The following is a 22,823-nucleotide window of genomic DNA, read 5'->3' on the forward strand; positions in this document are numbered from 1 at the left end:
ATATACGAGGAACACTTATTTCATTATATTTTAAACGTTTGAACGAGGCATTCTTCATCATCAATCATTTGTTTTCGTTCATCAAATTCAATGTTTAGCTCTTTATATACTTTCTTCCAAAACGAAACTGCCAGTACATTTTTTAGAAGTTCGATAACGAAATACTGTCCTCGTTTCTCTTCTAGTAAATTTTCAATAACTTGTTTACCGATTCCTTTTCCCCTATATTGATTCAATATGAAAATGTCATTCACACAAAAGTCGTTTTCTTTCTTCAAAAATGGACGTTCTAATAGTAATAAAAATCCTACAATACTATGATCAACCTTTATAAAATACGGAGTGACTCCGTCATTTTTCCAAAACATGTGCAAATCTTCGTATTCAAAAAAACATCCGCTCCGATAGTTATATTCATAGTGAACTTAGAAAGGTCATGAAGGTATAATGCGTACAAATTACGTAATATTTCTTTTTCTGATTCTTGAACTCTTTGAAGTGCTACAACCATTTTTAAAAATCCCCTTTTCTATATGTAACTATTTCTCCCTCTTTATTATTCAATAAAAAAGATTACTTCCCTTTACAAAAAAAAGTAGCACTTTAAAAGTGCTACTCCGCTCTCCTTGCTGCTTGCTGAATTGGATCCCAAACGCTGTTATATGGTGGTGCGTAACTTAAGTCGACGTCTTCTAAATCGTGAATGCTCATTTTATTGAAAAGCGCCATTGCAATCACATCAATACGCTTATCTACACCTTCTTCCCCAATTACTTGTCCACCCAACAATTGCCTCGTATCGGAGCGATATAGCAATTTTAAGTAAAGTGGTTTCGCATTTGGATAATAGCCCGCCATATTTGTTGAATCTACTTTAACTGTTTTATACGGGATATTGAGCCCTTTCGCTTCTTTTTCATTTAAGCCTGTTCTCGCGAGTGTCAAATCCATAAATTTAATAATGCCTGTACCTAACGTACCTTTAAATGATCTTCGTTTATCAACCATATTGAGTCCAGCAAGTCGTCCTTGTTTATTGGCAGTCGTTCCAATTGGAATATGATCATGAATTTCTTTTATAACGTGATAATGTGTCGCGCAATCACCAGCAGCATATACGTCTTGCACATTCGTTTGCATATATGCATTTACTTCAATTGCCCCTTTATGATTTGTACGTATATTGGTTCCTTCAAGAAAATCAGTATTTGGCTTTACTCCGACAGATACTAAAACAAGATCTGCTTTATATGTACCTTTATCCGTTTCAATCTCCTCTACTCGCTCTTTTCCTCTAAACGCTTTTACATTTTCATTCGTTACAATTTCAATATGATGTTTATCCGCTTCTTTATGTATATATTCCGCCATATCTGCATCATAAATCGTACCGATATGATCATTTCGCTCAATCATTCTTACTTTCTTACCAAGCTCGACAAATGTTTCTGCCATCTCCAGTCCAATCGCACCGCCGCCAATAATTGTTACGTCTTCAACTTTGTTCGTTTCTAACGTTTTTAATATACGCTCAGCATCTGGAATTGTTTTTAAAAGATGAATGCCTTGTAACTCTCGTCCTTCCCATTCTGGCATAACAGGACGCACTCCCGTCGCAATTAATAAACGGTCATACGTAAATTCAAAAACATCTTTCGTCTCCGTATGCTCCGCGTACACAATTTTCTTTTCCGTATCTACTTTCGTTACTTCATGTCGCACTTTCGCATCAATTCCGTACTTATCACGAAACGTCTTCACGTTACGCGCAATTAATTTTTCCGTCGAAGCAATAGCACCACTAATGACATACGGTAATCCGCACTGAGCGTATGAATAGATTTCACCTTTTTCTAACGTCACAACTTTTGCAGTTTCATCGTTTCTTACAATTTGCATGGCTGCACTCATCCCAGCTGCATCTCCGCCAATAATGACATAGTTCACTTTACCACTCCTTCTTTTTTACATACTCTTTACGCTTTCCATATTTTACAGAAATAACACCTATTCCCATTGTAAAGAAATAATATTTCATCTACAAATTTAGTGCACAAACCTATGCCTGAATAGGTAACCGTCGTGTCTTATAAACAACATGTTTAATATGCTATAACAGTAACAATTGAAAGTAGGTGAAACATACATGTGCGCAGGCCTTCTCGCTCAGCTTCCAGAGGAACCGAAAGAACCGAAAGCCGCCTTGTCGCTTGATCAAGAATTTTCTATTAACGCAACCATTTATAGTGCGCGTGCTTGGTTATCTAATGATGAAACTTTCCCACAAACGATTTGGAAAGGCTCTCGCTTCGCTTCAGCATCACACGCAGGCAAGTCCATCTTACCAATCGGTACTGTGAAAATTTTGAACTTATCTGATGATACAATAACCGTTACTGCATCATCAGAATCAGAGGATACTCTCAAAATAGTCGTACCCCCTCATTCTGAAGGCGTTTTAACATCTAGTGCATTATCTGATGTGCAAGCAAGTACATCAGGAGGAGCAAGTAAAGTCACATTCCTCTTTCATATCTTTTTCTCTAGAGATCCTGGTCCAGCTAAATAAACATAGAAAAGGTACAGTAATACTCACTGTACCTTTTTCACGAACGCTATTCTCTTGATTTGATCAATTCAACATTATAAGCTTCAATATCCGTTAACTTCCCTGTAAAATACGGATTTTCTCTGTACCAAGATTGTTTTGAAAAATACGCTTGCATATCTTTCGTTTGAAATATATTTCCATATCTTGCGTATATTTCGTTTCTAGCAATTTTCAACTGTTCTTTCGTTACATACGTTAAATCTGCATTCGTTAATTTTCGAATATCACTATCAGGGAAGATAAAACCATTGTATACATACCCAGTCGTAGGTGGCGGAGTAACATTGTAAACGACTGTTTTTTCTACGCTTTTCTTTTCGAATGGAAGGTTATAAGCCGAAAGTGCTGTTACCGTTTCTACTTTTGTTGTTTCCCTTCCGCTTTCTCCATTGCGTTCTAAATAAATCGTCGCACTTCCATCAGTTGCTACGGGACCCCACGTAATTTCTTCTCCGGTCAATGCGGTAACTGGCTTTTGATTCACATATAATGTCGCACCAGGCGCGTTCGTTTGAACTGTAATATATTGCCCTTGCAACGTTAAATCTATCGTTACATTATTTTGACTTTGTTTCATAAGTACAACTTTTTCCTCGCGTGATAGTTTTACATGGTCATTTTTATATTCCACTTGAAACACTTGAGCTCCTGGAAGAAACGGTCCATATTGCTTCTGAAAATTTTTGTCTTCTGTCTTATCGATTTCTTTTCCGTTCATTTTTAAAGATGCACCTTTTTCATTTGAAAGCAAAGTCGTATAATACGTCCTTGCCTTCAATTTATACCGATCAAATATAAAGTAATGTTTCCCGTCTTTCGTTAAAGAAAAATCCGCTCTTTCAATTCCGTCCCCTTGCTTTTCACCTTGCTTTAAATATTGTTTCAATTCATTCACATAAGACGGATTTTCTTTTATATATGAAAATAGAGGCTTGAAACTCTCTCTCGTTACAATAACCGATGGGTCATCTGTCGTAATAATCTCAGCTAATTTTTCTCCGTCTCTCTCTTGTAAAATCGTAATCATCCGGTCTACTTGTGCCACCTGCGCATAATACGATGATCCATACAAATACAATCCAACAATCGCTATAACAAGTAGTGCTAAAAGTGTAATGCCAATTTTTGTACCGCTCCCCATTTTCTTCTTCACCACTGGAATTTCTCTCTTTGTACCGCAGTTTTGACAAAATTGCACACCATCTACAAACTGCGTTCCACACTTTGTACATACATTCATCCGTTCAACCACCTTTGCATTAGAAGCCAGTTAATCCCTGTGTAAAGGCTTGAATTACAGTGCTAATGTAAGACCAAAGTACAATAAATGTTGCGATTCCAATGAAAACATTTGCAATAAGAAGTGTATAAACAAGATCTAATCCGCCGTTATCTAATTTTAATATAGCTACAATTATACTAATCCCTATATAAGTTGTAGCTAAAGATAATAATATCGGTGAGAAAAAGATTAATAAGAAACTAAAAAGAAAAGTAAGGACTAAAATAGCAATAACCGGCGTTGCTATCGTTCCCCATATACCGAATACTTCAAGAAACGAAAAAGAGGATTTCATCATCTTACCACTTATAAAAATAATAAATCCAACAAACAAAGTTAAAATTAATAAAAAGAAAAAGAACGTTACAGATTCTCCAAAAAATGTAGGAGTATATACTTCTGGCACTAGCGTTCTCGTAACAGCTGCACCAGCACTCATCATTCTATAAAAAATACATGCTCCTAAAAAACAAATAAGAACAAGACTGACAATTCCATTTCGCACTTCGACATTGCCACTTTGCATAATCGCTGTCGGTGCTTGAAATGCCTGTTTAAAAAACCGAAAATAGCCACTCGTAAACCGCTTCGCTTGCTCTACCGTTTCATTTGGACGAATTTCCTTCACTTGCTCTGTATGCGATGATTGCTGACCTTCTTCTTGGACACCACTCGCCACTACTTCTTCGGTTAACGAATGTCCACAATTCCCGCAAAACTTTGCTTCTACTGCATTTTCTGTATGACATGCTGGACATTTCACGCTCTCATCCCTCCTTAAGCATATACCTTATAGGATGTTACAAGTTCAATATATGACTTTGGACATAAAACATGACTACAAGAAACAGATTATGAAATCCTGCTTTTGAAAGAAAATATATAGACTAGTAATCTAGAAAAATAATGCTATTATGAAACAGAGCAACTAAAGTGAAACTTTAAACAGATTGGATGAAAGGCAATGGAATTTGTAAACTCAATTTTTCAAATACTCCTTACAAGCGTGATCCAGTTATTTTCTTTAATTGGAGTCATCATTGTAATTGGATTTCTATTAGGTTATTTAGAATCTCTTACACGAATGTATTGGTCGAGAGCTTTCGGAAGAAAAGGATTTCTTTTGACTGCGTGGATTGGTGTTCCTATTCATGAACTTGGACATGCCATTATGTGCGTACTATTTCGTCATAAAATTGTAGCAACGCAGTTCTTCCCAACAGATACGAGCCAAGGTGCGTTAGGTTACGTACAACATCAATACAATCAAAAAAGTGTATATCAACGAATTGGTAATTTCTTCATTGGAATTGGCCCTATTATTTCTGGTATTACTGCTTTAATCCTTTTCATGCGCTATTTCGTACCAGAGTCATATTTTTTATTTAATACAACTCTCGAAAAGACGATTGCATCTACTTCTATTACTGTAGAAATGGTTCAAAACATGCTCTTGTCGACGTTCGTATTATTGAAAAGCTTATTTACAATAAACAATTTATTGAACCCTTCCTTTTGGTTATTTTTATTTATCGCTATTTGTATTTCAGCACATATCGCTTTAAGTAAACCAGACATTAAAGGATCCATTGACGGTGTCATCGTCATGTTTATCGTATTGTTTTTATTTAATATAATAGCAGGACTTTTTCAGTACGACAGTAATCAACTCATTGGAGAAGTAATGAAATATAATATGTATCTCATTGCATTTTCTAGTGTGGCGCTGCTGTTCTCTTGTATTTCTACACTTGTTAGTTTTGGGTTTTATAAAATAAGAGGAGGGCGTTCGTTGTGAAATGCCCCCGTATTAAAAAAGCGCAACTAAGCAACCTGAGTTCTATATTTATATGGACTCAGGTTGCTTAATTTTTTTGAAATCTTTGATAGTTATACAAGTGCATATATTTGCGCACAGCAACTTTAACCTCATCAAACCTATTAATAATTTAAAACATATAAAATACCCCTTTTAGCTTTTTCTAAAAGGGGTATTTTATTTACATATTTAATCCAGCTTTTAATACCCAATATTTATTTCCATTCATTGTGAGTGAGAATTCAATCCATCCGTTTGGATCTTCACGATAAATAAATACAGGTGTACCCGTTGCTAGTGTGCCTTGATTATTTTTCGTAACTGACTGACTTTTAATTGTACCATCAAATGGATATGGTACAACGTAATAGGAAGTAGCTAGTTTAACAGTTTTTGTCGTTCCTTGTGAGTATGTTTTATATGGAATATCACTTGATAGGGCGTCGACATTTAAAGAGTTTGGATTTTTAGGTAATTTTTTCGCATATACATAATCTTTTTTCTGGAAAGGTTTAATACGTTCCATTATTTTTACGATTTTAGCAGACCACTCTTGATCTGTTGAATACATGACATTCATGCCTTTTAATGTTGGTCCGTTAAAGTATGATCCGTTTTTTTCTAAGTACTTTTCTCTTACGTAGTTTGCGTTATAAGAAATACTATCACCGAAAGTTGGTAAATATTTCGCATACTTAAATGGATCAGCATCGTAAGCACGTAACCCGAATAGGTTATGTTTACGATATGCAATTTCAGATTTACCATATCCCGATTCTAAAATAGCGTGTGCAGCTAAATAAAGAGCATTGACACCATGTTTAGCTTGAGCTTCAACAAAGTCATTCCCATGTCCAATTAATGGGCTGTCTGGATGATATTTTTTAATATTAGCATCAATTTCTGCACCAGTCACATTTGAAGCGTACGTTAAATCAAGATCTAAATATGTGGTAGCAGTGATGTTATTTTCAGGAATCCAAGCACCGCTCTTGTCGAAATGGTACGTCGTTCCATTGATTGAAGCAGTTCCAGTTTGCATCATACCGTTGGATTGCAAATAATACCATGTATCGCCATCTTGTAGCCAGTCCGTCTTCATTGCACCATTATTTTGTAAATAGTACCAACTTCCATCTATAAATGACCAACCCGTTTTCATCGTACCGTTAGCATTCAAATAGTACCAAGCGCCGCCATTTGAAAGCCAACCCGTTTGCATTGCTCCACTAGCGTTTAAATAATACCACGTATTATTCACTTGCAGCCATCCGATTTTCATTGTTCCATCGTTTTGGAGGTAATAACGGTTGTTTCCATCTTGTAGCCAACCAATTTTCATTCCGCCACTTGAATTTAAGTAATACCACTTATTATTATCAAGAAGCCAGCCAGTTTTCATAGAACCATTAGAATTTAAATAATACCAAACTCCTTGATTTAATAGCCAACCCGTTTGCATTGCTCCGCTAGCGTTTAAATAATACCAAACTCCTTGATCTAATAGCCAACCCGTTTTCATAGAACCATTAGAATTTAAATAATACCAAACTCCTTGATCTAATAGCCAGCCAGTTTGCATTGCTCCACTAGCGTTTAAATAATACCAAACCCCTTGATCAAACAGCCAGCCAGTTTGCATAATGCCGCTTGAATTTAAGTAATACCATTTATTATTATCAAGAAGCCATCCTTTTTTTATAGTGCCATCTGGATTGAAGTAATACCATTTCCCATTTTGTTGAACCCATCCAGATTGTTTTACAGCATTTACATTTACAATTGCTGTATTAGAAGTTGTTACAGTTTCAGCTAAACCTGTTATAGGAATAGAAATTATACTAGATGTTAAGACAATTGCTGCAGCTTTTTTAAACATTTCTTCCTAGTACTCCTTTTATTAATTTTTTAGTTTAATAGTTATCTAACTACTATTGTAACAAGGAAGAGGAAAAAAACAACTATAACATTGTAGGTATTTAATAGTATAATATTCAAATTATTAATATTGAGTTTTTAGGGGGAATTTATAAAGGAACATGTTCATAGAAGGATTGGAAAAAGTTGATTTGTGAAGTCAGCTCCTTAGTTTTTATTGTACATCTTCTTCTTTTTTAATAAGAGGGTGCTGCAAAACCCTCTTATTATTAATAAATTTGATGCTTACTCTCCATTATAAATTTATATACTACACTCTAATTGCTCAAAGAAAATGTTAAATCACATTGTTTTTAATTCTAGTTTTGTTCCAGCTTTTTGCATTCCCTGTTTTAAGTGCTTTTTATTGGACGAAGGTGTGTTGGCAAGCTTGTAATTTTTTGCCCCTAAACGATACCCAGCTCCGAACGAAATAACTATACTAAAAAACAACTACATTTTAAGATTAATCACTTTACCATTAAGAGAAAATTGTTTTGCTTCAACTAACAAAATAGAATCCCAAATCTCTATTATAATATTTACTCCTGTGGAATATTTGCTACTCCATTCTTTCTCATTTTGTAAACTCAATTTAACTTCACTCAGATTTGGATCTTCATAATAAATCGTTGTTAATTCTAAATAATCTACTTTTTCTCTATCATAAAATGCAAATCTACGCTTTTCATCATCTTTAACATAATAAAACGATGACACTTCTATCAATACTAATTTATAATCTTTTATCACTCCATTATCAATTACTTGCAATGTAAATTTAATATTATCATTTAACAAATCTATATGTGTCTCTAAAATGGTAGCGCCCCATAAATCATCTAATATAGACTGTATATTAATACTATTCATGTAGCTTTTCATCCTTTTCTAACGTTTTTTATTTAATGTATGACGTATTTGCTTATAAGACTTTCTTAATCAATTAACACGTGATTTGCCTTTGTATCCTTTATAAGCACTATAGCCACTTATCGCTACAGGAATCAGCCAAGGTGCCTGTCCATCTGGATTTGTCAGCATCACTGGATTATTATCACCATACGTATACCCATTCTGCGTTACAGAGGCATCCTCTTCACCCAGATCATGCCCCATACAAAATCCCTTCTTTACTTTATTATATATTTTTTCCCATTCCTGTTAGTTCTCATAAAAAATACAAACCTTTTTAATGAGGTTTGTATTTTTTATCTACTATTCAGTTATCTTGTCTTTGTCCATACACCGTTTGCATCTACCCAGTATTTGCTATCAACCCACGTATTTTTGCTCATTTTTCCAGTAGGTGGGAAGAAAGAATACCACTTACCATCTATCTCTTTCCAACCTGCTGCCCTTACTCCATTTTCATCAAAATAATACTTTTCACCCTCAAGAGAAATCCACCCTATTGCCATCGAAGCATCATTTTGCAAATAATAGCCCTTACCATTATTGAACACCGAACCTATTACCGCTTCACCTTTTGTATTAAAGTAGTACCATTTTCCACTATCTTGTAGCCACCCAGTTACTTTTACACCTTTCTGGTTTAAATAATACAGTTTACCGTTTTCTATTCTCCATCCTGTTTTTCCATTCTTCCAGTCAGACATCATTTCACCGTTTTCTTTAAAACCATACCATTTACCATCAATGAAATGTTTTCCTACTGCCATTGCACCATTAGAGTGTAAGTAATACCAATTTTGATCTTTTTGTAACCAACCGGTCACCATAGAACCACTAGCGTTTAGATAGTACCATGTATTATTTACTAATATCCAATCTGTCGCCATGGAGCCTTCTGCATTTAAGTAATACCAATGACCGTTTACTAACGCCCATCCTTTCATCATGGAGCCACTTTCTTTCAGGTAATACCACTTGCCATCTACTAGCGTCCAACCTGTTTTCATTGCTCCATCTGCACTTAAGTAATACCACTCACCATTTACTAAGGTCCAACCTGTCACCATAGATCCGTTTTCTTTCAAGTAATACCACTTGCCATCTACTAGTACCCAACCTGTTACCATCATTCCGTTGTCATTCAAGTAGTATTGTTTTCCATTTTCCTTAAACCAACCTGTCACAAATTCCAATTTTTTCTCATCAAAATAATACCAGTGTCCTTGTGTTTCTCCATATTCCTTGAAATAATTCCAACCAACTACTGGCTCCAATAACGTAATGTTACCACTGCTCAGTTCTTCCATGCTTTCTCTCTCTGAGCTATCTCGTGGCTCATGAACGTTAGAGTTATATGCTATTAAGCCCAAAACTCCTGAATGGATCATATCAATTTCCCAAGTTCCAACCTGCTCAAAATCAAAATAAGTATTTAATACACCTTCATACAAATCTGTTTCCGAATTATATTTTAAATTGACATACTCATAAACTTCTTCCTCTTCATCTAAATAAGGAAGGATATACTTGATGCTTATATCAGAACCTATGCCATTTGGATTATTAACCTTGACGGTAACTTTCACTTTCATTTCATTACCAAAAGAAACCTCACTTGGCGTTACATGAACACTATCGATCCAATCACTCTTGTTTTCTGATTCTGCACCAACTTCTTTACTAAACACCACACTCATCATAACCATGACTACAAGCATCATCGCTTGCATCAAAATTTTCTGCCTCGTACCCATATATATGTAGCCTCCTGCATCCATAAAATTGTGACTTTCAGGGTGGAAAACAGACAAGTCTAGAATAATATAGTAAACTCCCAAACTATCTTACCATTCTTTTTTATTATCCATTAAAAACAGAACATCCGTTCAATCCCCTTACATAAATTAAAGGATAAGAATAAAAAAAACAAGATAGATTTTACATGTAGAAACACTTTCATTTGTAATTACGAAAATATTCCTACAATTCCTCGTAAATCATTTACAGACTACCCCTATATCCCTTATATTAAAAGTAACCATATACAAATACTACACAATGTGTAAAAATCACTTAATAAATCATACATGTGACAAAGGATTAGAAAGGACTTATAAAGAGTAAAAAGTAGTGACCATGAATTCTGATCCTATCAAAAACCTTTTATAAGTTATCATTTTCAATCATTATGAAAAATACCACTATTAATAATTCATGAACAGTTTCTATGCCTTCAATAGCGATCACCATACATAACAATTTCTTTATCATACATGTATCCCGCGTATCCAAATGGATTCTCTGCTGCGATACCTTTTGCGTCACTCTTTAATACGTTCCCCCATGCATCATATTCATAGTTTACGACAACTTGTCCATTTGGGTCTGTCATCGCTACTACGTCACCACTTGGGTTGTAGTGATAGAATAACGTTTGTCCTTGTGCTTTCATTGCTAGACGAACGCCGGCCATTGAGTATACATATTGACGAAGTACGTTTCCACTACCATCTGTCTCGTATAACGGATTAATACTGTCACCATCGTAGAAGTAACGTGTGATTTTTCCATTTACTTCTTTTTCGAAACGAAAAGAGCTCGTTCATGTCGAACGAGCTCTTTTCATCAATTATTTTTCTTATAATTACAATTCTCAACCGGAACACGAGCATGCCCTTCTTCATCCGTACACCATGACTGCGACTGGAATGCAAGAAAGATACCGATCCATTCTTCTTCCTTTTCAAAATGAATGAGTATTCCTCCGTCTTGCCATATACCATCATCACCTTGCCATTTTTCTACATTTCCTTGATTCATATGAATATCATGTATACCGTTTCCTGGTTCAAAATGAAAGTAAGAATCGGGTGTATTTTCTTCTGGCCCCCATCTTTCACCGAACGCGTAAATAATCGCACTTTCTTCTATCGCTCGCTTTATATACCGCTCAATTTTTTCATTTAAATCATTATCAGCTCCTGCTTTTTCAGGTGGTAAAGGGATCATTTGATTTGAGTCAAATAGATTTCCTCTTACATAATCTAAAGCTACTTTCGGTTCATTGTTTTTTATTTCTGTAAAACCGAATGGTAATGTCGGTAAAATATGAATCGCCTCTGACCTAATATTGTTACTCGCAAAATATAAAACTTCCGACGGATAACTTTGCGATTTCACGTTAATTGCAATACGATAATCTACTCCTGCTTCGCCTTGTAAATGAACTTGATAATGAGGTGTTTTCCCTTTTCCAATCTTTGATTGTATAACTGTACCTTTTAACACACCGTAGTTTTTTAGGGGCATACATTTCATCTCCTATTCATTTAGTAGAAGCTTTTCATACTTAAGGCATTATCCATATAAAAAGAAAATCCTCCTTTTTCAGGAGGATTTCTTATTTTCTCAACATATACAAAAAAATAACCTCCACCACTACAAGTAACACCGCACCAAAGATCATTAACGTCGTCTTCTTTAATAGTTCATTTTCACGATACGGGATATTACATAAGTAAGCACCAAGTGTAATGCGTGATGGACAAGCGATTGTCGCCACTGACGATGCGGTGTTTTGAAGTGTTGTGACGTATTGCCACGGGAGTGCTACGTTTTGTGCTGTTTGCATTTGTAGTTTTATAAACATCGCATTTGATCCTGCGTTACTACCTGTTAAAAAACCACCGATACCACCGATGAACGGAGCAACGAAAACGAAAAAGGTACCAAATGTTTCACCAGCTGTTTTTGCGAGTAATGAATGCATGCCAGATGCACCCATTAACTCTGAAATGGCGATAAACATTGTCGTTGTAATAGCGAAAGGAATCCATTGTTTTACCGTTTGTGAGAGTGATTGTTTCATAATATTTGATGGAATACGGAAGAAAATAATTGTAAATAAACAAGTCATACCGAGCCAAAAACCTGGTGAATATAACATTTCTAATTTGTAAGAATATGACTTTAAATCAAGGACTGCATAAGATCTGAACAAATCATGTAATGGTGGAACGAGGCGAGAAAGTAAAATACAAACTGTTAAGAAGATATAAGGGCTAATAATTTTTATAATGGATACTTCTCTCTCCGTTGCCGCAGCATGTTCTGTTATAAAGGTTTGCTCATTTTTCCCTTTTAGTTTAATGATAAGAAAGCCAAATGTAATGGTAACGATAGAACTTAATATACCTGCTAGTTCAACACTTACGTATGCGTTAGAAAGATAGATTCCGAGAGAAAATAATAGAAAGAATCCTATCCCTTCCTTCCACTTTTCTATAACTGCCTGAAAGCCACCGACAACGTATAAAGAAAGGATGATAAAGTATGCGAAAATCGGTATGCTTAATAATGCTGTATTTGTACCAAGAGTTGTGAGCGGCATATTTATAAGCTGCGAACCGATAATCGTACCAGTTGCCATTGCGCCCCATGAACTAGCTAGTAAACCAATAAATGAAAGTAGTACAGCTTGAAACGGTTTATAGCCTAATGAAAGAAAGATAGGTGCTGCAACCATGAAACCAATTCCGAATCCACTTACCGATTCAATTAGTGGGCAAATACCAAAGCACATAAGAAGCATTTGTAATAAACGATCTTGCGTCACTTCTTCTAAAAAACGCGCTACTTGATCGATGTACCCCATTTTGTTCATGAGGTGAAATAAAAAAATACCGAAAAATAAAACATACCCGACAATAAAACAAATTAACCAACCTTTAATCGTTGCATGCACAGTTTCACTTATCCTTAATTGAAACGTTGGCGAGAGTAAAACGATTCCAACAGACACCGCATAAGAAATTAATGAGGACCTTAATGACGTTTGTTTAAATAAAAATAAACAAATGAAAATCATCATAATTGGGATAAGTGCCAACAATATGGCCATGTTATCATCTCATTTCGTTAAAAATACAATTTTTAACTATTATATAACAGATGTAATATTTTTCAATTGTTTTTACAACAGAATCAAAAAGAAGCCGTTTGGCTCCTTTTTGATTCACTCCCATTTTCTATTATCCTCAAAAACCGTCTGCTGTCCGATTATTTTTCCTAACACAACAAACACAATGTAGGCACATATCGCTTGCAGTACAATATTCCCAAGTTTCATTAATGAAAATGAATAAATCCATTGAAATAATTCATTTAATAATACAATCGAAACGATACTAAATAGTTCTATACTAATTGAAAATATACATACTTCTAAAATAGATTGCTCTTGAATCCGATTTAAGTTGGAAAAGATGAATACATACCCTACAAATAGAGCCATCAACTCTATTTTCGTCATGCTAATAAGCCAAGCGTACAGTGGTACAGTTAAAAGAAGATATAGTAGTTTACGTCTTAGCATGCTTTCTCACCCTCTAAATTATATGTATTTTCTGTATATTTTAACATTTATTATGCAAAACAAAAAGAAGAGACTTACGCCTCTTCTTTTTGTTTTGTTGCCTGTATTAATTCACATATTTCTTCTCGTTTTTCATTTTCTAACAGCTCAATAACTTTACTTCCAACGACAACTCCGTCACATATTGTAATCATTTCTTCTACATGTTCCTTTGTTGAAATACCGAACCCTGCCACTACCGGTAAATGCGTATGTGATTTTACTTTTTCTAAGTAACTATGAATTTCCTCTTTAAAGTTTTGACGCACTCCCGTTACACCTGCTACTGTAACTGCGTAAACGAACCCTCCTGATTCACTCGTAATTTTTTCAATTCTTTCAATAGGACTCGTTACGGTAACGAGTGGAATTAGCGCAATGTTTGCCTCTCGAAGTAACGGGGCAATAATATTTTGTTCTTCATACGGTAAGTCTGGAACGATAATACCGTCCACACCTGCCTCTAAGCATCTCTCAATGAATTGTTCTTTTCCGAATGCGAGTACTGGATTTACATATGTCATGAGTACAAATGGAATTTGCACTTCTTTCCTTACTTCTGCTAACGCTTGAAAAATGCCTTTTACTGTTACACCGCTATCTAGCGCTCGTTTCCCTGCTCTTTGGATCGTTGGACCATCTGCGACTGGATCTGAAAACGGAATACCAATTTCAACGATGCTTGCTCCTGCTTCGTCTAAAAAACGAATTCTTTCTTTTAATTTTTCAAGGCCACCATCTCCGCCCATTACGTACGGAATAAATGCTTTCTTACCATTTTCAAATACTGCTTTAATTTTTTCTACTCCCATTTTTTACACCTCTTCCATATAACGTTTTATACTCTCTACATCTTTATCGCCGCGGCCAGATAAACAAATGACAAGCCCTTCGTCCTTCTTCATTTGCGGCGCTAATTTTAATGCATATGCGACAGCATGCGAGCTTTCTAAAGCCGGAATAATCCCTTCTTTTTTCGTTAATAATTGAAATGCTTCTAACGCTTCATCATCAGTAATGGAATGATAAGAAACGCGGCCAATATCTTTTAGCAAGCTATGTTCTGGCCCAACACCTGGGTAATCAAGTCCTGCTGAAATAGAGTGTGCTTCTTGAATTTGTCCTTCTTCATTTTGCAGAAGGTACATCATCGATCCGTGTAAAACACCAACGCTTCCTTTCGTTAAAGTCGCTGCGTGCTGTTCTGTATGAACGCCTTTCCCTGCTGCTTCTACGCCGTAAAGAGCGACTTCTTCATCGTGTACGAACGGATAAAACATGCCCATCGCATTACTACCACCGCCAATACAAGCAACGACTGCTTCTGGTAACTTTCCTTCTAACGCCTCATATTGTTTTTTCGTTTCTTTCCCAATTACACTTTGGAAATCACGGACAATTTGTGGGAATGGATGTGGCCCGAGAACAGATCCCATAATGTAGTGCGTATCATGCACATGTGAAACCCAGTAACGAAGCGCCTCGTTTACCGCATCTTTTAATGTTCCGCTACCTGCCGCTACACTTTCTACTTTCGCTCCGAGTAATTCCATTCGAAACACATTTAATTTTTGACGTCTCACATCTTCTTCCCCCATAAAGATGACGCATTCTAATCCAAGTAGGGCACATACAGTAGCGGTTGCCACTCCGTGTTGTCCAGCCCCTGTTTCAGCGACAACTTTTTTCTTGCCCATTCGTACTGCAAGAAGTGCCTGACCGATTGTATTGTTAATTTTATGAGCTCCTGTATGGTTCAAATCTTCACGTTTTAAATAAATCTTTGCACCGCCGCAATACTTCGTCATATTTTCAGCGAAATAAAGCGGTGTTTCTCTTCCGACGTACGTTGTTAAATAATGATTTAATTCCTTTTGAAACGCTTCATCTTGCATCGCTTCTTTATATGCTTCTTCTAGTTCTAATACAGATTGCATTAACGTCTCTGGAACGTATCGTCCTCCGTATATACCGTAGTGGCCTTTTTCATCTGGATATGCGTAGTTCATTTGGAACACTCCTTCGCTTTTTTAATAAATTGTTTTATTTTCTTTAAATCTTTCTTTCCTTCTGTCTCCACTCCGCTACTTACATCGACCATATACGGCTGAATAGTTCGAATCGCTTCTTCTATATTAAGAGCGTTTAATCCACCAGCTAATATCGTTTTCTCTCGCAACTCTTTTGGCATATGCTCAAGTAGTGCCCATGAAAATTTCTTTCCATTTCCTCCGCGAAACTTTTCTTTCGGGCTATCAAACAATATATAATCCGTTTCATATGTTTGAGCGTTTTTCATATCAGCCTCTGAAGTTACTCCTAGCGCTTTTATAGACGGAATATTCAATCTTCTAATTTGATGATTATCTTCATCCCCATGTAGTTGCACATGCGTTAACCCGCATTCATCTGCAATTTTCTGGATCTCTTCTACTGATTCATTTACGAAAACACCGATTTTTAATACGTTTGCTGGAATCTCCTGAATGATTTCTTTCGCTAGCCTTGGAGTGATTTTCCGCTTACTTTCTGCAAAAACAAATCCGAGTGCATCAACTCCGTATTCACAAGCACGTTTTGCCGTTTCAACATCAGTGATGCCGCAAATTTTCACTTTCATATGTTCACCTTACAATCTTCAAAAAAGGTACGAATAGAAGATGATGTCATGAGTGCTTCTCCAACTAATACACCTTTCGCTCCAGCTCGTTTGACACGAATAATATCTTCTTTTGAATGAATCCCGCTTTCACTAATCCAAAGTAATTTCTCCTCGTTTAATCGTTTTCCAAGTTTTTCTGTTTGGCTTAAATCGACTTCGAATGTTTTTAAATTACGGTTGTTAATACCGATAACGTGCGGATTTAATTGGATTGCAATTTCTAATTCCTGTTCATCATGAACTTCAACGATCGCTTCTAATCCTTTTTCTAGTACGTAGCTATAAAGCTCTTTTAACTTTTCTTTCGTTAACGCCGCTACGATTAATAAAATAAGATCTGCACCAGCTTCATACGCCCTATCAATTTGGATTTTATTGATTATAAAATCTTTGCATAAAAGCGGAATGTTACTTTCTGCTCTTGCAGTTTGTAAATCGTGAAACGATCCTTTAAAAAATTGACCGTCTGTTAAAACCGAAACTGCTCCTGCACCGCATTCTTCATAAGTTTTCACTTGTTTTCGTACATCAACGTGTACATTAATATCTCCTTTTGATGGTGATGCTCGCTTTACTTCTGCAATAACAGTAAATTGTTCTAAAGCTTTTACGAGTGAGTATGTTTTTCTTTTTTCATTCCCTGGTGTATATGTTTCATATAACTCCGCAACTTCTTTTTTCTTCTGCTCTACAATTTTGTCTAAAATCGTCCCCACCTTAATTCACCCTTTCTAATTTTTCGTTGCTTGCTGTAATTAATAAGTTTAGTTTGGCTAATGCTTTTCCAGAGTCAATGCTATGTGTCGCTAGTTTAATTCCCTCTTCAATCGTTTCCGCTTTTCCGTTTGCGAAAAGAGCGAGCCCTGCATTTAATAACACGGTATCGCGGTAAACACTCTTTTCTCCATTTAATACGCCGAGCGTAATCTTTGCATTTTCTATTGAATTCCCGCCTCTAATTTCTTCATTTTTCACTTTTGAGAAACCATACTTTTCCGGATCGATACTCATTTCTACTATTTCATTATCTTTTAAAAGGGCTACGTGATTTTCTCCCTGTAATGATGCTTCATCTAAAAAACCACTTCCATTTACGACAAGCGCTTGTGTCCGCCCTAACTTCTGTAATACTTGCGCAACTGGTAATAACATATCTCGTTTATAAATACCGACAAATTGTGTTTCTAAGTTAACAGGATTCGTTAAAGGCCCAATTAAGTTAAAGATTGTCGGCACATTTAATTCTTTTCTTATTTTCATAATGCGCCTTAATGCTGGGTGCATCGCTGGTGCGAATAAGAAAGCGATACCGACATGCTCTAGTAAATAATCAATTTCGCTTGGCGTACTGCTAATATTTACACCGAGTTCTTCTAATAAATCCGCACTTCCTGTTTTACTAGAAACAGCACGATTACCATGCTTTGCCACCTTTACACCTGCTCCTGCTAGTACGAATGCCGATGTTGTACTTACATTGAACGTTTGGGCACCATCACCACCTGTTCCGCAATTGTCCATCGCGCCTTCTATATGGTTTGAAAACGGCAATGCTTTTTCACGAAGAGCACGAACGAGGCCATATATTTCTTCTGCTATTTCACCTTTCGCTTTCAGTAATACTAAGAAAGCTGCTACTTCACTTTCCAATATGTTGTCACTTAATAAAAGAAGTCCCGCTTCATACATTTCTTCTTCTGTTAAATGTTGTCCCTCCACTAATTTACGAAGATAGGTATTCATACTCTCTCCTCCTCTTTTACTTCTCCTAAAAAAGCACGTATTAACTTTCCACCTTCTTCTGTTGCGATTGATTCCGGATGAAACTGTAACCCGAAAAGCGGATAATAGTTATGACGAACCGCCATTATTTCTCCATCATCCATAGCAGTTGCTAACACATCAAAACATTGTGGTAAACTCGCTTGCTCTGCGACAAGTGAATGGTAGCGCATCGCTGTTAGTGGCTGCGTCACGTACGAAAAGATTGACGTTCCGTTATGTTTCACACGCGATGTTTTTCCGTGTTTAATGCGCTCCGCTCTTACAATTTCTCCTCCAAATGCCGATATAATTGCCTGATGGCCGAGACAAATCCCTAATATAGGAACGTTCTTATAGAAATGACGAATAACTTCGATACAAATACCAGCATCTTCTGGTTTTCCTGGTCCTGGTGAAAGCACAATTCCTTTTGGATTCATCTCTTCTAACTGTTCTATCGTTATTTGATCATTTCTTACGACTACAATTTCTTCTTCGTATTCGCCTAACAGTTGGTACAAGTTATATGTGAACGAATCGTAATTATCGATGAGTACAATCATTTCATTACCTCCAAAAGCGCCCTCGCTTTATTTAACGTTTCTTCATATTCAGCTACCGGATCTGAATCGTAGACGATACCTGCTCCTGCCTGAACATATGCTTTTTCATCTTTTACAACCATCGTTCGAATGGCGAGCGCCATATCAAGATTTCCTGAGAATGAAATATATCCAACAGCTCCGGCATATACATTTCTTTTTTCATGCTCTAACGTATTGATAATTTCCATCGCTCTAATTTTCGGAGCTCCCGAAACCGTCCCCGCTGGTAAACAATACGCTAATGCGTCAAATCCGCTCATTTGTTTTCGCAATGTTCCGTAAACTTCAGATACAATGTGCATGACGTGAGAATATTTTTCTACCTTCATATATTTATCTATCGTCACAGATCCAATTTCACTCACTCTGCCAATATCATTTCGTCCAAGATCCACAAGCATCATATGCTCTGCTCGTTCTTTCTCGTTTTCTAACAGTTCTTTTTCAATTTCCGCATCTTCCTGCTTTGTTTTCCCTCTCGGTCTCGTGCCCGCAATTGGATTTGTCATCACTTTATCGTCTCTAACTGATAACAGGCTTTCTGGTGAAGAACCGAGTACAACATAATCTTGAAAATCGATATAAAACATATATGGTGATGGATTCGCAATGCGAAGTTTTCGGTATAAAGCGAAAGGATCACCTTTACACTCGCTTTGCAAACGCTGAGATAGTACGACTTGGAATATGTCCCCTGCTCGTATATGCTCTTTCGCCGTTTCTACCATCATGCAAAACTCTTTTTCCGTTATAGAAGAAGTGAATGATAATGTTGATTGTATTTCCTTTACTTCCGCTTCTTCTCCCTTTAGCACTTCTTCTTTGTATACTTGCAACCTTTCGTATACTTCTTCATAATCTGCTGAATCATCTTGCCCGCATACATATACAAACGACAACTTTTGGCGTAAATGATCGTAAACGATAAACTCACGATATAGTAAAAGGTGTACTTCTGGAATATTTAATGGATCGTGTAAATCTTCTCCAATGTTTTCATACTGCCGAATGACGTCATACCCTATATAACCAACTGCTCCTCCGCAAAATGGGAATGGGCTCTCTACTTGCGATGATGCAATTACCCCTTCTAACACTTGCAGTACGTTACCTTGCAACTTTTCTGTTTGCCCATATGACGTTCGTTCGACTTCCATACCAACGCTTTTCACTTCTCCATATGGGTTACAACCTAAGCAAGAATAGCGCCCTTTATCTTGATGAAGCTGTGAGCTCTCTAATAAAAACTTCTTCTTCCCTTTCATACGTCTATATAAAGAAATTGGCGTAATGCTATCTCCCTCTACTTCAGCGATTACTAAAAATGTTTTTCCTTGTTCTTTTTGCTTCATAAATTCCTCTTTTGTCATCATGCCTTTCACCTCACTCTGAAAAATAAAAAAGTCCCCTACATATCGAAATATGTAGAGGACGATAAATTTACCGTGGTACCACCTCATGTTGGACGCAAAAGCATCCCGCTTTATTCAGGTACAAAATATATACCTTATCCTTGTAACGGCGGAACCCGGGTTGCCTACTGAATAAAATTGTTCAGCATACCTCTCGTAAGCCCATTCTGTATATGGCACCGTACCGGGCTCCCACCTGTCCCCAGCTCTCTGTAACGTCTCCAAATATACGTACTCTTCTTACTTAAACGATTTAACATATTTAATTTTTTGTACACAAAAAGGGAGTACTCATCCTATAGAAAGGACGGGTACTCCCGTGGTGCCACCTTAATTCGTTACGAATGTAACGCACTTTACCGTATCAAAAACAATACGTGTCTCTTGTATCGATGAGATCATGTCGCCAAAGCCTACTTCTTTCGTTTCGGTTTGGAAGCTCCGAAGCCCATTCCACATCAATCCCATACTGATTCGCACCAACCATCAGCTCTCTGACATGTTCATCATGTGTACTCTTCTTCATCAACGCTTGCATTTTTTTAAGTTGCACTCATTATAGACTTAACTTTTTTCACAAGTCAATACTTTTTTCGGAAAAATATTTTTCCCTTCTTTCAATATTATATTGACAAAACAACGTGTTTTTATGTAAATATAATAAATACTCTATTAAAATTAAGGTTTTTTCGACTATAATTTATATATTAAAAAAGTAAAACGATGTCAAAAAACGCTTACATTTCTGAAAATTCATATTTGTATATGGATTTTTCAGAATAATCATGATAGATTATAAATATGCAAAATGCATCAAAAGACATGACAAAAGAAAGGGGAACTACATGAGTACGCAGATGTTAACTTTAACTTCTATCTCTATTTACATGCTCGGGATGTTAGTAATCGGCTATTTCGCCTACAAACGAACATCCAACTTAACAGATTATATGCTTGGCGGGCGTACACTAGGCCCCGCAGTAACAGCATTAAGTGCTGGAGCATCCGATATGAGTGGTTGGCTTTTAATGGGCTTACCCGGTGCAATGTTTAGCGTTGGATTAAGTAGTAGTTGGATTGCAATTGGCCTAACACTAGGCGCATACGCAAACTGGCTATATGTCGCTCCTCGCTTACGTACCTACTCTGAAATTGCAAACAACTCTATTACTATCCCAGAATTTTTGGAACACCGTTTCCACGACAAATCTCACATGCTACGCTTAGTATCTGGACTTGTTATTATGATTTTCTTTACTTTCTATGTAGCTTCAGGGTTAGTTTCAGGCGCTGTATTATTTGAAAATTCATTTGGTATGAACTATCATATTGGATTATTCATTGTAGCAAGCGTCGTTGTAGCTTACACATTATTTGGTGGTTTCTTAGCAGTAAGTTGGACAGACTTCGTGCAAGGAATCATTATGGTAGTTGCTCTTATTCTTGTTCCTATCGTAACAATTATGAATGCAAACGGACTTGGACCTGCATTTGATACAATTCGCTCTGTAGATCCAACACGTTTAGATATTTTTAAAGGTGCCTCCACTTTAGGAATGATTTCTTTATTCGCATGGGGCCTTGGTTATGTTGGACAACCTCATATTATCGTACGCTTTATGGCAATTTCTTCTGTAAAAGAACTGAAAAGCGCACGAAGAATTGGTATGAGCTGGATGATTTTCTCTGTTGTCGGAGCTATGTTTACTGGTCTTATCGGTATTGCCTACTATTCACAACAAGAGTTGACATTATCTAACCCAGAGACAATTTTCCTTGAGCTTGGAAAAATTTTATTCCATCCACTTATTACTGGATTTTTATTAGCTGCGATTTTAGCTGCAATTATGAGTACAATTTCATCTCAACTTCTCGTTACTTCAAGTGCTGTAACAGAAGACTTATATCGTACCTTCTTTAAACGCTCTGCTTCTGATAAAGAGCTTGTATTTGTCGGTCGTATGGCTGTTCTTGGTATCGCATTAGTTGGGTGCGCATTAGCGTTTAAACAAAATGATACGATTTTAGCTCTTGTTGGATACGCTTGGGCTGGATTTGGTTCTTCATTTGGACCAGCTATTTTATTAAGTCTATATTGGAAACGCATGACGAAATGGGGCGCACTTGCTGGTATGATTTCTGGTGCCGCTACTGTTATAATATGGACTCAATTTAAATTCTTAACAAACTTCTTATATGAAATGATTCCTGGTTTCACAATTAGTTTACTAGCAATCGTAATCGTTAGTTTACTAACACAACCTTCAAAAGAAGTTGAAGAGCAATTTGAGAATTTCGAAAAACAACATAGTGATAGTCTATAAAAAGAAATCTCTGCTGTTATCGTAACAGCAGAGATTTTTTTACAGTTCGACAATCTTCTTCTCAAATTTAACAAATTCTTTATGTTTCGTTAAATTTAA

Annotated in this window: 20 protein-coding genes, 2 pseudogenes and 2 other annotated features; of the genes and pseudogenes, 3 read left to right on the forward strand and 19 right to left on the reverse strand. The window is 36.4% G+C overall.

The features are described from left to right. Positions 1–23: 23 nt before the first annotated feature. Positions 24–511, reverse strand: a pseudogene (locus tag JDS95_RS13325) (GNAT family N-acetyltransferase). A gap of 101 nt (positions 512–612) precedes the next feature. Continuing rightward, positions 613–1,947: an FAD-dependent oxidoreductase gene (locus JDS95_RS13330; protein ID WP_085450044.1), complete on the reverse strand. Its 1,335-nt coding sequence runs from the start codon at positions 1,945–1,947 to the stop codon at positions 613–615. Between the two features lie 199 nt (positions 1,948–2,146). Between JDS95_RS13330 and JDS95_RS13335 the strand changes: the two genes are divergently transcribed. After that, positions 2,147–2,569 carry a hypothetical protein gene (locus tag JDS95_RS13335; RefSeq protein WP_000332411.1) on the forward strand — a complete coding sequence of 141 codons (423 nt, stop codon included), beginning with the start codon at positions 2,147–2,149 and terminating at the stop codon, positions 2,567–2,569. 46 nt (positions 2,570–2,615) lie between these two features. Here JDS95_RS13335 and JDS95_RS13340 read toward each other — a convergent pair whose 3' ends face one another. Both JDS95_RS13340 and JDS95_RS13345 read right to left on the reverse strand, forming a co-directional pair. Then, entirely contained in the window at positions 2,616–3,851 is a 1,236-nt protein-coding gene (locus tag JDS95_RS13340) for a TcaA 3rd/4th domain-containing protein (protein WP_199690547.1), read from the reverse strand. A gap of 19 nt (positions 3,852–3,870) precedes the next feature. Beyond that, positions 3,871–4,656 carry a zinc ribbon domain-containing protein gene (locus JDS95_RS13345; RefSeq protein ID WP_000650063.1) on the reverse strand — a complete coding sequence of 262 codons (786 nt, stop codon included), beginning with the start codon at positions 4,654–4,656 and terminating at the stop codon, positions 3,871–3,873. Between the two features lie 201 nt (positions 4,657–4,857). Here JDS95_RS13345 and JDS95_RS13350 point away from each other — a divergent pair, with 201 nt between their 5' ends. After that, positions 4,858–5,691, forward strand: a complete 834-nt coding sequence (locus tag JDS95_RS13350; protein ID WP_085450046.1) for a hypothetical protein — start codon at positions 4,858–4,860, stop codon at positions 5,689–5,691. A 202-nt stretch (positions 5,692–5,893) separates the two neighbouring features. Here the strand turns inward: JDS95_RS13350 and JDS95_RS13355 are convergent, their stop codons facing one another. From JDS95_RS13355 to trpE, 15 genes and pseudogenes are all read right to left on the reverse strand, one after another. Next, positions 5,894–7,591, reverse strand: coding sequence for a glucosaminidase domain-containing protein (locus JDS95_RS13355; RefSeq protein WP_085450047.1), 1,698 nt, complete (start codon positions 7,589–7,591; stop codon positions 5,894–5,896). 491 nt (positions 7,592–8,082) lie between these two features. Next, on the reverse strand, positions 8,083–8,502 hold the full coding sequence (locus tag JDS95_RS13360) for a YxiG family protein (RefSeq protein ID WP_001084723.1): 420 nt from the start codon (positions 8,500–8,502) through the stop codon (positions 8,083–8,085). 69 nt (positions 8,503–8,571) lie between these two features. Continuing rightward, on the reverse strand, positions 8,572–8,748 hold the full coding sequence (locus JDS95_RS13365) for a hypothetical protein (RefSeq protein ID WP_000509719.1): 177 nt from the start codon (positions 8,746–8,748) through the stop codon (positions 8,572–8,574). A 107-nt stretch (positions 8,749–8,855) separates the two neighbouring features. Continuing rightward, positions 8,856–10,298: a hypothetical protein gene (locus JDS95_RS13370; protein WP_000537252.1), complete on the reverse strand. Its 1,443-nt coding sequence runs from the start codon at positions 10,296–10,298 to the stop codon at positions 8,856–8,858. A 494-nt stretch (positions 10,299–10,792) separates the two neighbouring features. After that, positions 10,793–11,134: pseudogene (locus JDS95_RS13375) on the reverse strand (RHS repeat-associated core domain-containing protein); the annotation flags it as partial. 35 nt (positions 11,135–11,169) lie between these two features. After that, a complete protein-coding gene (locus JDS95_RS13380; RefSeq protein WP_001128598.1) occupies positions 11,170–11,853 on the reverse strand; it encodes a DUF2278 family protein in 684 nt (227 codons plus the stop codon). A 91-nt stretch (positions 11,854–11,944) separates the two neighbouring features. Then, entirely contained in the window at positions 11,945–13,444 is a 1,500-nt protein-coding gene (locus tag JDS95_RS13385) for an L-lactate permease (protein ID WP_199690548.1), read from the reverse strand. 114 nt (positions 13,445–13,558) lie between these two features. Continuing rightward, positions 13,559–13,918 (reverse strand): DUF4029 domain-containing protein, encoded by a 360-nt coding sequence (locus JDS95_RS13390; protein ID WP_000946157.1) that lies wholly within the window; start codon positions 13,916–13,918, stop codon positions 13,559–13,561. Between the two features lie 74 nt (positions 13,919–13,992). After that, positions 13,993–14,769: a tryptophan synthase subunit alpha gene (trpA, locus tag JDS95_RS13395; RefSeq protein ID WP_085450049.1), complete on the reverse strand. Its 777-nt coding sequence runs from the start codon at positions 14,767–14,769 to the stop codon at positions 13,993–13,995. A gap of 3 nt (positions 14,770–14,772) precedes the next feature. Beyond that, complete coding sequence (gene trpB / locus JDS95_RS13400; protein ID WP_001105043.1) at positions 14,773–15,966, reverse strand: tryptophan synthase subunit beta; 1,194 nt, start codon at positions 15,964–15,966, stop codon at positions 14,773–14,775. After that, positions 15,963–16,577, reverse strand: coding sequence for a phosphoribosylanthranilate isomerase (locus JDS95_RS13405; RefSeq protein WP_000865140.1), 615 nt, complete (start codon positions 16,575–16,577; stop codon positions 15,963–15,965). The genes trpB and JDS95_RS13405 overlap by 4 nt, the downstream gene beginning before the upstream one ends. Next, the gene (gene trpC / locus JDS95_RS13410; RefSeq protein ID WP_000536708.1) at positions 16,574–17,335 is read right to left on the reverse strand and encodes an indole-3-glycerol phosphate synthase TrpC; all 762 of its coding nucleotides are present in this window, start codon (positions 17,333–17,335) and stop codon (positions 16,574–16,576) included. Before trpC ends, JDS95_RS13405 begins: the two co-directional genes overlap by 4 nt. A 1-nt stretch (position 17,336) precedes the next feature. Further along, on the reverse strand, positions 17,337–18,362 hold the full coding sequence (trpD, locus tag JDS95_RS13415; RefSeq protein ID WP_001099643.1) for an anthranilate phosphoribosyltransferase: 1,026 nt from the start codon (positions 18,360–18,362) through the stop codon (positions 17,337–17,339). Then, on the reverse strand, positions 18,359–18,946 hold the full coding sequence (locus JDS95_RS13420) for an aminodeoxychorismate/anthranilate synthase component II (protein ID WP_085450050.1): 588 nt from the start codon (positions 18,944–18,946) through the stop codon (positions 18,359–18,361). The genes trpD and JDS95_RS13420 overlap by 4 nt, the downstream gene beginning before the upstream one ends. Then, positions 18,943–20,361, reverse strand: a complete 1,419-nt coding sequence (trpE, locus tag JDS95_RS13425) for an anthranilate synthase component I (RefSeq protein ID WP_139823467.1) — start codon at positions 20,359–20,361, stop codon at positions 18,943–18,945. Before trpE ends, JDS95_RS13420 begins: the two co-directional genes overlap by 4 nt. A gap of 51 nt (positions 20,362–20,412) precedes the next feature. Then, positions 20,413–20,658 (reverse strand) — a binding site (T-box leader). A gap of 42 nt (positions 20,659–20,700) precedes the next feature. After that, positions 20,701–20,938, reverse strand: a binding site (T-box leader). A 307-nt stretch (positions 20,939–21,245) separates the two neighbouring features. On the opposite strand from trpE, the gene putP reads away from it, so the two are divergent. Further along, positions 21,246–22,724 carry a sodium/proline symporter PutP gene (putP, locus tag JDS95_RS13430; protein WP_000107200.1) on the forward strand — a complete coding sequence of 493 codons (1,479 nt, stop codon included), beginning with the start codon at positions 21,246–21,248 and terminating at the stop codon, positions 22,722–22,724. Positions 22,725–22,823: the final 99 nt, after the last annotated feature.

It is taken from the genome of Bacillus cereus group sp. N24 (assembly GCF_016483345.1).
GTDB lineage: Bacteria > Bacillota > Bacilli > Bacillales > Bacillaceae_G > Bacillus_A > Bacillus_A toyonensis.